6 protein-coding genes are annotated in these 12,838 nt (G+C 39.3%); all 6 read right to left on the bottom strand.

The annotated features are described in order from the left end of the window. Nucleotides 1-55 precede the first annotated feature (55 nt). Complete coding sequence (locus B0A80_RS03160; RefSeq protein ID WP_070907362.1) at nucleotides 56-934, bottom strand: helix-turn-helix domain-containing protein; 879 nt, start codon at nucleotides 932-934, stop codon at nucleotides 56-58. 388 nt (nucleotides 935-1,322) lie between these two features. Continuing rightward, nucleotides 1,323-3,251, bottom strand: a complete 1,929-nt coding sequence (gene nagB / locus B0A80_RS03155) for a glucosamine-6-phosphate deaminase (RefSeq protein WP_089076392.1) — start codon at nucleotides 3,249-3,251, stop codon at nucleotides 1,323-1,325. Nucleotides 3,252-3,297: 46 nt separating this feature from the next. After that, entirely contained in the window at nucleotides 3,298-4,092 is a 795-nt protein-coding gene (locus tag B0A80_RS03150; protein WP_089076391.1) for a gluconate 5-dehydrogenase, read from the bottom strand. Between the two features lie 558 nt (nucleotides 4,093-4,650). Beyond that, nucleotides 4,651-5,781 (bottom strand): DUF4861 family protein, encoded by a 1,131-nt coding sequence (locus B0A80_RS03145; RefSeq protein ID WP_233430699.1) that lies wholly within the window; start codon nucleotides 5,779-5,781, stop codon nucleotides 4,651-4,653. 233 nt (nucleotides 5,782-6,014) lie between these two features. Further along, nucleotides 6,015-10,058 carry a hybrid sensor histidine kinase/response regulator transcription factor gene (locus B0A80_RS03140; RefSeq protein ID WP_089076389.1) on the bottom strand — a complete coding sequence of 1,348 codons (4,044 nt, stop codon included), beginning with the start codon at nucleotides 10,056-10,058 and terminating at the stop codon, nucleotides 6,015-6,017. 92 nt (nucleotides 10,059-10,150) lie between these two features. Then, on the bottom strand, nucleotides 10,151-12,838 hold the full coding sequence (locus tag B0A80_RS03135) for a DUF4962 domain-containing protein (RefSeq protein ID WP_233430698.1): 2,688 nt from the start codon (nucleotides 12,836-12,838) through the stop codon (nucleotides 10,151-10,153).

The raw sequence follows: 12,838 nt of genomic DNA, 5'->3' as shown, positions 1-12,838 counted from the left end.
TGATTACTGATACAAAGGTGTTTAGATTAAAACGGATTCATTTGTCGTAAAAGAACTATGATTTGTTTGAAAAGAATTGCTGCCGAACTTCATTTGGACGCATACCAAATTTTTTATGAAAGGCATTCGAAAACGAACTCAGACTGTCATAACCCACCTCCCAGGCCGATTCCTGAACTGTTTTTTCGTTGTCACGCAACAATTCATAAGCCTTGTGCAGTCTTTCTTCCTGAACGAATTTGAAAACAGGAATGCCAAAAAGTTCTTTAAAATTCTTTTTTAGTTTGTTACTGTTCAAGCCTACCATTTGCGATAATTGTGTGATTGATGGCGGTTTTGAATAGCTGTTGGTTACAATTTCTTTTGCTTTGAAAAGTTTGTTTTTATCAATTTCCGAAAGATCAATTTTGGTACCTGTTGCGAGCAACGCATAGAAGTGAGCCAAAAGTTCGTTGACCTGACTTCTTAAAAACAGTAATCTCGTATTGCCGGTGTAGGTGGTATTGAAAATCTTTTGAACCGCGACCTGCATCTCTAAAGTCATATAAAAGGAAGGTCCTTGCACAAAATGTTCCTGCGGATTTAATAATTCAGGAAGGTAATTTTCAAAAATTTCTTTCTCGGCCTGAGGCAGAGAATGTAAATGTTTTGGTTTGGTGAAGATGCTAATGGACTGTAGCGGTTTATCTGGTTCTATTTTATGAGAGAACTCGACCTTTTGATTGCCAAAAAAACAAATGGCGAGTCCGGTTGTATTGGTCAGATATTTAGTCTGATTGTTGTGTTTGATTTCCAGTTCAACATTTCCGGAGCCATAAAAGGCAAAGCCAACAGCATCTCCGTCGATTTCACATTGCTGTATGAAAGTCTTAGAGGTATTCGATTGTTCGATTAAAACAATAAAATCATTTAATTCTATAATGTCTGTTGTCATTGGTTTTTAATAGGTTTGACTCGAAATTGTCTGAAAAGTTACCAATTATTTTTAATATGTACCATTCCTACGGAATTCAATTGTTGTGCTATCATTTTATTCAACGGATTAAAATCCGTTGTTACAATATCGTTCGTTCCTCCGGAACTTTAGGGCGAGAGCCATTGGCTCGACCAATATTGTAGGGATGGATTTTAATCCATCCAAAAATAAATCAATAGCACAACAATTGAATTCCGTAGGAATGGAATCTATTAAAAGGATCCGTATTTCTGAAAAACAAAAAAACCTCCCCAAAAAAATAATTTGAGAAGGCTTCTTTTTAAATGGACGATTTTATAATCGATCCATTTTTGAACAAAATAAAGGTATGATTTGAATTAGTAAGCTAAAATTCCCAGCGTACGAAGGCTTCCATTGCGGCGTAACGTGACAAACCTAACTGATTGTACAATTGGGCTGTTTCGCTGTTTCGGTCTTCGGCTCTTTGCCAAAATTCTCTGGCATCGGTACCCTGAAAAACAACACCGTCTTTTTGCGACTGATGTTTGAAAATTCCGTGGCGTTTTGCCAATACCTGATCGGGACTCATTGGTACGGCCATTTCAACCTCATCGATTCCCCATTCCTGCCAGGCACCTCGGTAGAGCCACACCCAGCAATCGTTCATAAAAGGTTTTGGCTTTAGTGTTTTTACAGCTTCAAAGATCGCATCCAGACATACTTTGTGCGTTCCGTGCGGATCGGCTAAATCTCCTGCTGCATAGATTTGATGCGGTTTGATTTTTTCAATTAAATCCATAGTCAGTTGGATATCCTCACTGCCCAAAGGCTTTTTTTCAATCGCTCCGGTTTCGTAAAAAGGAAGTTCCATAAAATGAATCTGTTCTTCCGGTAAACCTACAAATTGACTGGTGGCACGTGCTTCTCCTTTTCGGATCAATCCTTTTAAATAGCGAACTTCCGGAATATCAATTTCACTGGCTTTTTTGTTTTTTAAAAAGTGTTCCGCTTTTTTGCAGATGGTTTCAGCTTCGATACTTTGTATTTTAAATTTGCCATTGTAATCACAGACAAATTTGGCAAATCTCAAGGCTTCATCATCGGCAACGGCAATATTTCCGGAGGTTTGATAGGCCACGTGTACCTCGTGTCCCTGTTCCTGTAAGCGCATAAAAGTTCCGCCCATACTGATAATATCATCGTCTGGATGCGGACTAAAAAGCAATACTTTTTTTCGCACTGGTTCTGCTCTTTCCGGGCGATTTGTATCGTCAGCATTTGGTTTACCTCCGGGCCAACCCGTGATAGTATTCTGAAGTTTGTTGAAAATCCTGATGTTAATGTCGTATGCCGGACCTGAATCGGCCAGTAAATCGCTCATCCCGTTTTCAATATAGTCGGCATCGGTAAGCATCAAAATTGGTTTCTTTAATTCGAGCGCCAGTCCTAAAACCGCTTTTCGAATCAGTTTATCGGTCCAGATGATTTTTTCAACCAGCCAGGGTCTGTTGATACGCGTTAGTTTTGAGGATGCTTCTTTGTCCAGTACAAAAACAACCTGGTTGTGTTCCTGTAAAAACGAAGCGGGAATTTGATTGGTCACTTCTCCTTCAACCGATTTTTTAATGATATTGGATTTTCCTTCTCCCCAGGCCATTAGAATGACCTGCTTGGCTTCCATTATTTTTTTTACTCCAAGTGTAATGGCGGTTCTTGGCGTGTTGCTAAGACCGGAAAAGTCCCCGCTGGCTGCTACTCTGGTAATGTGATCTAAAGCCACTAAACGCGTTTTTGAGTTTTGTAGCGATCCCGATTCGTTAAATCCAATATGACCGTTTCCGCCGATTCCGAGAATTTGCAAATCGATTCCGCCCAAAGCTTCAATTTTAGCTTCATACTCGTGACAGTAATCAGCAATTTCTTCCTTGGATAGTTTTCCGTTGGGAATGTGGTAGTTTTCGGGTAAGATGTCTATCTGGTTCAATAACAGTTCTTTCATAAATCGAACATAACTGTTAACAGAATCCGGTTCCATCGGATAGTATTCGTCGAGGTTGAAAGTAATTACGTTTTTGAAACTTAAGCCTTCTTCTTTGTGCAAACGAACCAGTTCGGTATACAACCCTTTTGGTGAAGAGCCGGTTGCCAAGCCTAATACACAAGATTTGTTGTTTTTTTGTTTGGATTGAATAAGTGCCGCAATTTGCTGAGCGACTGCTTTAGAGGCTTCGGTTGAATTTTCAAAAACAACTGTATCGATGTTTTCAAATCGCTTTTCGAAGCCCGTTGCTTTATCAATGTTACTTTTTATCATTTTAGTTTAGTTTTGACCTTTTAAGATAGTATCCAAAAGGAAAGTATTAGTCTTCGTTTGAAGGTTTTCCTATTGTTGCCAATATTCCGCCGTCAACATACACGATATGTCCGTTTACAAAATCACTTGCTTTTGAGCTCAAAAAGATGGCGGCTCCCTGTAAATCGTCCGGATCTCCCCAACGACCTGCGGGAGTTCTTCCCATAATAAATTCATTAAATGGATGTCCGTTTACTCTGATAGGTGCTGTTTGGCTAGTGGCGAAATAGCCCGGTCCAATTCCGTTGGTCTGAATATTAAATTTAGCCCACTCGGTGGCCATATTTTTGGTCAGCATTTTAAGTCCGCCTTTTGCAGAAGCGTAAGCGCTTACAGAGTCTCTTCCCAGTTCGCTCATCATTGAACACATGTTGATGATTTTTCCTCCTCCGCGTGTGATCATACCTTTTGCCACATTTTTTGAAACAATAAAAGGACCGGTCAGATCTACTTTTACTACCGCTTCAAAGTCTGCAACTTCCATTTCTATGATTGGGGTTCTTTTGATAATTCCGGCATTGTTGATTAAAATATCGATCGGTCCCACTTCGGCCTCTATTTTGCTGATGGCTGTAATTACGGCAGCTTCGTCTGTTACATCAAACAGGTATCCGAAAGCCTCAATTCCTACTGATTTGTATTCAGCAATTGCATCATCAACTGCTTGTTGTGAGGAATGATCGTTTACTACAATTTTTGCTCCTGCGTGTCCCAGTCCTTTGGCCATTGCCATTCCTAAACCATGAACGCCTCCTGTAATGAGTGCTGTTTTTCCCGTTAAATCAAATAAGTTAATTGACATTTTTGTTTGTTTTTGGTTATTAGTAATTTTAATTTGTTTTTATTTCATTGGCGGCATTTATTTTTAACACATTCATCACTTTAAAATATCTGCCACAGATTACACCGATTAAAGGGATTTAATATTTTGAAAGTTTCTGCAACAGGTTCGCCGATTAGAGGAGTTAATCCATAAAATCATTCGAATCTGTGGCTATAAAAAATGCACGCTATGAATTATGATTTCGTTTTACTGCTATTTTACACTGATCGTTAAAGGGGTTTTAAGCTCTTCATTAAAATGATTCAGGTAATTCCCGTTAAATCAAATAAGTTAATTGGCATTTTTTGTTTGTTTTGGGTTGTTAGTAATTTTAATTTGTTTTTATTTCGTTGAAGGCCTTTATTTTTAGCACATTCATCACTTTAAAATATCTGTCACAGATTTCACCGATTAAAGAGATTTAATATTTTGAAAGTTTCTGCAACAGGTTCGCCGATTAGAGGAGTTAATCCATAAAATCATTCGAATCTGTGGCTATAAAAGATGCACGCTATGAATTATGACTTCGTTTTACTGCTATTTTACACTGATTGTTAAAGGGTTTTTAAGCTCTTCATTAAAATGATCGAGGTAATTGAACCATTGTCTGGCCGAAGTAATTTTTCCGGCTTTGTCCCAGGCTGCACCAGTATAATAAACAAGAGGTTCATTATTTCTGACAGTGGTTTTGGTGAGTAATTGTTCTTTGTTTACCCACATGGCATTTGCCGGAGTTGTTAATATGGAACCAACTCCGGTAGTGCCTTCTTTATCAAAAGTAGGTTCCCAATACCCCATAATACCTTGTTGTTCGTTTAAAGAAAGAACTCCGGCTTTTTCCCTTCTAATAATTCCAACAACTACTGGCAGTGGATTTTTATCATCAAACGTGTAAATATTCTCCATTCGGTTGAGCTGTGAACCGGCATCTATAGAAATGATTTTTGTGGCTTTAACGGGTATTCCACCGGCATTCCAGAGGTCATATGTCAGTTGAAAAGTGGTACGGAGAGGTCCATTGTCTAAAATTTTCCATTGGTGGTAATTACCGGAATATCGAATGGTATCTTTTACGTACGGAGTCATATTTCCTGCACCTAAAGTGTGTCCTACGTGATAATAATCCAATCCGTCGCCATGATCGATATGATAATCGTTGCGTTTGTAGCGATCGTTTAAGACGAGTTTATCGGTTCGTTTTACCCAAACATCATAACCGTAAGCGTCACCTTCAGTTTTTTCAAGAGCCTTTCCATAGGCACGGAAGGCAATTTTATCATTTTCCCAGGCAAAATCATCCAGACGTTCCGGCACATAACGTGCATAGGTTTTGACAGCAAAAGGTGCCGGTTTTCCTTTTTGAATGGAAAGATTCAGAATTGCTTTTGCTTTTAGATCAATTTGTACCAGTAGATTTTGAACGGCAGTATTTCCGCGATGTTCTAACTGAAACGGAATTTGTTTTTTGGTGAGGGTATTCAATACGACAAAGTTAGCTGTGTCAATTTGCGGATAGGAGGAAAGTACCGATTTCCAGGGTATGGCTACAACCGTTTCTTTGCGGTCTATGATCGAATTATTGTGAACGGTTACTGTTGCTTTTGTTTGCGCAATTGTAGTAATCGGTGAAACTAGAATCAGTAGTAAGAGGAGTTTCATTATTTTCATAAAGGGGATTTAATTTTTAAACGTTGATTTGGGATTGTTTTTTTTCAATAAAACAGTTCCGTTAAGACATAGTTTTGGCGTTCCCGTTCTAAAATGAAAGTTTCATCTGAACGAGATTCTGATTTCTAAAATTGAAATTCGGGGTGGCTTAAAGGATTTCTAATGCAATAGCATCAGGATTTTTAAGGTATTGTTTTTTCTTTTTGCATTTATAGTAGTTTGTGTCGTTTAAATTATTCTTTTGTATCGTCAATTTTTGCTAAGTACTCACTTGGCATACAGCCATAATGCTGTTTAAAGGCTGTTGAAAAATAAGAAGGCGAGTTGAAGCCGCACATATAAGTGATTTGTGCAATCGTATAGCGTTTGCTCTGCATCAATTCGACCGCTTTTTTAAATCGGATTCGTTTGATAAAATCCATAGCCGATTCTCCGGTAATGGCTTTTAGTTTTAAATACAGATTCGATCGGCTCATGCCAATTTCTCTGCTAAACTGATCTACTGAAAATTCAGAATTAGCCAAATGATCTTCAACGATGCGAATGGCCTGTTTTAGAAACTCCTCATCCAGTGTATTAAAAGCAATATTTTCCGGAACCATTTCTTTTCCAACCGCATAATATTCTTTCAGTCTTTTTCGGGAGCGTAACAGATTGGTGATTTTCGCTGCCAGTAAAGGTGTCGAAAATGGTTTGGTAATATAATCATCGGCACCCATTTCGAGCCCTTTTATCTGCTGGCTGGTTTCGGTTCTTGCCGTTAAAAGCATCAACGGAATGTGCGAAGTATTAATGTTTTGTTTGACGCGTTTGCAAAAGTGTAAACCATCCAGTTCGGGCATCATCACGTCGCTGATGATCAGGTCATAAGGCTGGATTTCCAGAAGTTCCAATGCCATTTGTCCGTTATGAGCTACGGTGACCTCGTATATTTTACTGAAATAATCCTGTAGATAATCTAAAATCTCTTTGTTGTCGTCGACGATCAAAAGCTTAACAGGTTGATTTTTTTCGATGATTTCGTTTTCTTCCGGCAGTAAAGCATCTTCATTTTCAAGGTCGTTGTCGGATAGGATTGCAAGGTCATAAGCAGATTCTTCCACATGCTGATCGTTATTATAAACAGCATCTGAAATTGGAATGGTAACAGTAAAACTGCTTCCTTCCTGCATTTTACTTTCGGCAGTAATGTCACCATGATGCAATTCGACCAGACGTTTGGTAAAGGCCAAACCAACACCGGAACCCAAATTCATTTCGCGATTGTTTACCTGATAGAAACGGTCGAAAACTTTTGATAAATCTTCCGTACTAATTCCGACTCCCGTGTCAGCGACTTTTATTTGTACCGTATCTTTTTTCTGTACTAGTGTGACAGCAATACTTTGCCCGGTTTTAGTATATTTAAAAGCATTGGATAAAAGATTGAAGAGGATTTTTTCCATAGCATCTTTGTCAAAATAAAATGACAATTGTGGCTCTTCAGAATGATAGGTATAGTGAATGCTGTTTTTCTCTGAAAGCGGTTTAAAAGACTCAAAAATCTCCTGCGTGAAACTTACAATATCGCCTTTGCCTACTTTTAATTGTCGCGTGCCCATTTCGGTTTTACGAAACTCAAAAAGCTGATCGACCAAATTATAGAGCCTTTTGGCATTGATAAACATTAATTCATGTTTCTTTTTGGAAACTTTATCGGTAAACGGCATTTTTAAAAGTTCTTCCAGAGGTGCTAAGATCAGGGTTAAAGGAGTTCTTAGTTCGTGAGAAACATTGGTAAAGAAATCCATTTTAACCTGATTGATATAGTTTACGCGTTCTTTATCGATGCGTTCCAATTTTAATTGCTGAACGGCTTTTATTCTTTCTTTTATAATTTTAAAACCAATATAGGCTGCGGTACCAATGATGGCAAGTAATAACAATGAAAACCAGATGGTTTTATACCAGGGCGGAAGTATAATAACTTTTAAGTTTCGAACAGCACTCATTTCTCCGTTTGGTCCAACGGCTTTGATCTGGAAGTTGTAGTTTCCTGCAGATAAGTTGCTGTAACTTACTTTAAGCTCATCTGTTCGCTGCCAGTCTTTGTCGATTCCTTCCAGTTTGTAATAGTAATAAGTCCGATTGGAAGAAATATAATTAAACGTATTAAAGAAGATGCTGAACTGTTTGTATTCAGGTCCAATTTCTAATTCGCCGGTTTGGTCAATATGTCCTTCGAGTATGTCGGTATCATCTCCGGCAGCAACCGTTTTGTTTAGTACTTCTAAAGCTGTAAAACTTAATTTTAAAGGAAGCGGCTGCTGTTTTACAATCGTAGGATAGAAATAGGAAAGTCCTTTGATTCCGCCGAAAAGCAGCATACCATCTTTGGCTTTGCAAAAGGCATAATCGTTAAATTGTTTGTTCTGCAGACCATCACTTTCGTCAAAAGCCTGTACAGAACCTTTGTCGGGATTAAATTTGATTAAGCCACCGTTGGTCGAAATCCATAAATTTCCTTCATCGTCCGGAAGGATACCGTAAATGTTTTCTTTAACAAAATCTTTTCGGGCTTTACTATTTTTGAAGGACTCCTGAGTTTCATCGTACAACCGTAATCCTTCACGGGTACCAATCCAGATTCGGTGTTTTGGATCTTCGGTTATGCAATTTATGATATCATCGCTTAATTTGCCTCGACCGATAGTGGCAAACAGATTAGTGTCCGGATAAAAAAGCGTGACTCCATTAGTCGTTCCAATCCAGATTCGGTGTTTGCTGTCCTCAAAAAGAAAAGTAATATCATCTGATGCCAGACGTTTTCCGGCTTTGTCTAAATGAAGGTGCGTAAACGATTTGGTTTCCGGATGAAACTGGTCCAATCCTGATCGTGTACCTACCCAGATACGGCCTTTGGAGTCTTTCAATAAGCTGTAAACCAAATCGCCTGCAATTGAGTTGGGATTGTTTTCGTCATGGCGAAAACGCTGTGCAAAACCTGTATTCGGGTTGAGTACATTTAATCCACCATTGTGGGTACCAATTAATACATTCCCGTTAGCATCAAATTCGATGGCTTTGATATTGTTCGAACTTAAGCTGTTGGCGTTGTTCTCACTGTTCGAAAAATAGCTGATGGTATTGGCATTTTTGTTCCAGTAATTCAAGCCTTTGTCATTGCTTCCAATCCAGAAGTTGCCTTTTGAATCTTGTTTGATTGCGCCAATTACCTCATCATTCAAAGAAGGTTTTCCGGAGTTTTGGCTTAACAAATTGAATTTAATATCGTTTTTATGATAGTAATTTATGCCTCCGTAATACGTTCCCAGCCAGATTCCGTTTTGCTTGTCTTTAAAGAAACAGCGAACAGAGTTTTGACTGATGGTGTAAGGCTGTGCTATTTGATGGTAATAATTACTGAAAGAGTTGGTTTTAGGATTAAAAATGGTGAGTCCTTTAAAAGTGCCGAGCCAGATATTTCCTTCGGTATCTTTTCCAATACATCTGATGTTATTATCTGCAATACTCTTGGTTCCGGCGGTGTGGAGCAGAGAAGAGGTCTGACCATTTTCTTCATTGTAGCAAATTAGACCTGCTCCTTCGGTGGCCACCCACAGCTTTTTACCATCGATATAAACCGCATTGATATACGGCTTTTTGGGGCCTATATTAATTTTTGTAAGCTGATGTGAGTTGGGATTTAGTTTAAACAGACCAACATCTGTTCCCAGAATTATTTGTTTTTGCCAAACGCCGATGTAGGCAATTTTTTTGATTTCGTGCGAAGAAGCATTAAATCGGATGGATGAAAAATTCTGGTCTTCAGGGTTCAGAACAAAAACTTCTCCGGTAATCGAGGTCGCCCAAATTCTATGTGCAGCGTCTTCTGTAATCGACGAGATGTACCATTCGCCAATAGTTCGCGGAAGCTTGTAATTGGTGAAGCTGTCGGTACTATAATTGTAAACACTAATTCCCTGATTACCGCCCACCCATAATTGCCCTTTATGGTCGGTAAACAAGCTTCGGATGTAGTACGATTGCAAACTGTTTTTGACATTCCTTACGGGGCGATAAACTTTAAAACCTTTACTGTCATAACGATTTAGTCCGTCCTGAGTTCCTATCCAGATAAAACCCAGAGTATCCTGTTCAATAGCAAAAACGGAACTTTGCGACAAGCCTTTATCAACCGAAATCGTACGGAAGTATCGATCCTGTACCTGAGCCTGACTTTTAACGGCAAATAGTATAAGATAGAAAAGCACAGCTAGGGCAATCGTTTTCTTCATGAAAGTTTCAATTTTAATGGTTTGGTTTGTGTTTAATAGGTTATCGGTAATTTAACTCTAAATTTAAAGAAAAAGCAAACGTCCTTTTGTTTTTAATTTTTGTCGTACTTGGCTACATCCGGTAATTCGTCAACAGCTTCCTGTTTGTTTAGCTCAGTACCGTTCATTTCAAGCAATACAGAACTTCCTGCAATTTTAGGAGAAAATGTTTTACCTTCAAATGTAATGGGTAAACTTCCATAGTTGAATAATGATTTTATCCTTTTTCCGGTAACTTGTAAAGCAGCCGGTTTTTCGCCGTCTAATTGTACCTGTATGTCCCAGTCACCCACCTGAAAATGTGATAAACCACCGTTGTCTGATCCTGTTTTGATTACTTCCGTTTTGCCGTCTTTTATTTGTATGATGGTTAAATATCTGAATTTTTGTCTGGGTTCAGAAGTGATTCCGGCATGCCATTGGTCCTTAAATTCTTTGATCTGACCTTCGTCGTTGGTTACTTTATTCCAGTTGACAGCGGCTTCGTAAAATTGATGGTGTACAGCCATTTTTAGCGAACTACTAGCAAAAACACTGGCGTTTATATTTCCTAAATCTGTTTGTACCGTGAAGTTTTGCTGTTTGGCATTCGCCGAATTTTGTCCTTCGATGACATAGTACGGACAATGAAACTGAGTAGTCCATTTTACCGGGGTTTTAGCTTCCAGTTCGTCGTATAAAACAATATACCCGCCTTCAAGCTGCAGCATATGTCTGCGGTACAAGGTCACACCCGATTCTCCGTAACCGTTTGTTTTATTGGGTACTACGTTAATTTGTTTGAATCTGTTCAGCCAGAAATCACTTTTTATGTCTCCATAAGCATTGCTGGCATCTCCTAAAGCGTATTGGATGCGTTGTCCGGAAATCGCTCTCGGAATCCATCCGTAACCTTCTTCTCCAATTTTTTGGTTCAGACTGTCGGCTAAAATGGTGTTGTATGCTTTAGAAGATCTGTAATCTAAAAGATTGTGTTTGTCGCTGAAATTGCTGTAATATCCTGTTCCGCCAAAGAGGACTTTTCCTTTATAATTAATCGTAAAGGCATTTTGCGAAGCGTGACCATGTCCCGAAGAACCAAACGGACTGCTGAACAAATAACTGCTCAGGGTTGTATTGGCTTTGGTCAGATCTTCGTGCATGGCTACAACGCCTACATCGGCAAATTTTCGAGTTTTAGGGAGTTTTTCGGGCGAGGTTGCAGGTAAGTTTCTATTGGGTTTGTAGTTTAATAATCTAAAGAATAAAAAATCATCGGTGCCATGATAATAGGAAGGATAGTCTCTTTTAATTTCAGCAACATACCAGTTCAGATAAGGATCATTCATGCGGTAGGTTAAAGCATCGGCAAACCAGGCTTCGCCTTTTACGATGTATGGAATATTTTCCCACATGTCACCAATGGCAGTACTTGCCGCACCGTTTGGATGGGTGTACAGCATGTAGTACGGAAGATTTTGCATCCACGGTAATTTAAAATAATCGACCCCGCTAAAATCACCAAACATTTGAGACAGGTAAATAATGGATTTAAAGTTGACTCTGAAATAGCCGTTTCCTTCATGCCAGCCGCCATCAGTAGTGCCCAAGACCGGAAAACGTGCCGACCAGACTTCGTACATATAGGTGAGCCATTCTTTGGCTTCCGGAACATCATTAATTACGGCTACGGTTGCGATGGCAAGGTTGCGTAAGGTGATTTGCCAAACGTGATTGTCGCTTACGTGCAGCTCAAAACGATTGGGCAAATGGTCGTAAACTCTTTTGGCTCTGATCGTGATGATGTTTTTTAAGGTTTCTTTTTCCTGCGGCGTTAAAAAATCATAACCGCTATCGTAGAACCAGCCCAGGGCTTCCAGTACGGCACCACTTGTAAAATCATCTCCTGTTGCCAGGCCGTCAGGATTCATGTTGGCAAGGTTTAAAGCTCTGCGTTTGGCATCCAAAATAAAACGTTTGTCTTTGGTGAGCTGATAGGCGATGCATAAATTTCGAACAGGGTTTCCAACAGCATCTCCAAATCCGTGATACATTCTTTCTATAATAATTTTTTTCTCTAACGGATTTTTGCCTGTGGTATCAATTACTCTCTGCGGTTTTTCTGTTGGAAGAGGAGCCAGCATTAGTTTTTCTGCGAAAGCAATAAATTTTTTAGCTTCGGGATTGTCCAGATTGTTGCGGTAAAAGGCCTCGCCTATGCGGTTCATATCCCATAAAAGAGGATGTGCACCTTCGTTTCTTTTAAGGACTTCATTAATGGGAGGAGCTACCTTTTGCGCAGCATATTTGGCATCAATCACAAAATCATAAACAGGCGACCAGGTCCATTGATTGCTGCCTTTTAAGGCGTAACCGTATTTCCAATACCATTTTCCGGCTTTTAAGGCCTGATGCAAGGGGTAAACTGCCCAACGTTGTTCGGCACTGGTGAACGGGTTTTTGGTGAAGTTTTTATCGCTTGCGAGCATCACTTTGTAGCGTATATTGCCAATGTTTGGATCTTCCGGAATATCACTTCCGCTTTCCATTGGGGTTACCATTTTTTTTCCATTGGTTCCCGGCCAAAGCAGGGCAGGAGCATTGGTAGGTACCGTAATTCCGTTTATAGGATAAGGCCATTCACGTACTCTTGAATGTAATTTTTCGGTGGTGAGCTTAATTTCGGCAGGTTGTTGTGCAAATACTTTGCCGCCTAGAATCAGTAAGATGGAGAAGCTTATTTTTTTTATCATAACAATCAT

Source organism: Flavobacterium tructae (assembly GCF_002217475.1).
GTDB lineage: Bacteria > Bacteroidota > Bacteroidia > Flavobacteriales > Flavobacteriaceae > Flavobacterium > Flavobacterium tructae.
The sequence above is the reverse complement of the archived record's forward strand: the minus strand, read 5'-3'. Positions and strand labels throughout refer to the sequence as shown.

Excerpts from the sequence above, each read along its gene's own strand:
- B0A80_RS03160 (WP_070907362.1), bottom strand. The coding sequence starts at position 934 with ATGACAACAGACATTATAGAATTAAATGATTTTATTGTTTTAATCGAA.
- nagB (WP_089076392.1), bottom strand. The coding sequence starts at position 3,251 with ATGATAAAAAGTAACATTGATAAAGCAACGGGCTTCGAAAAGCGATTT.
- B0A80_RS03150 (WP_089076391.1), bottom strand. The coding sequence starts at position 4,092 with ATGTCAATTAACTTATTTGATTTAACGGGAAAAACAGCACTCATTACA.
- B0A80_RS03145 (WP_233430699.1), bottom strand. The coding sequence starts at position 5,781 with ATGAAAATAATGAAACTCCTCTTACTACTGATTCTAGTTTCACCGATT.
- B0A80_RS03140 (WP_089076389.1), bottom strand. The coding sequence starts at position 10,058 with ATGAAGAAAACGATTGCCCTAGCTGTGCTTTTCTATCTTATACTATTT.
- B0A80_RS03135 (WP_233430698.1), bottom strand. The coding sequence starts at position 12,838 with ATGATTGTTATGATAAAAAAAATAAGCTTCTCCATCTTACTGATTCTA.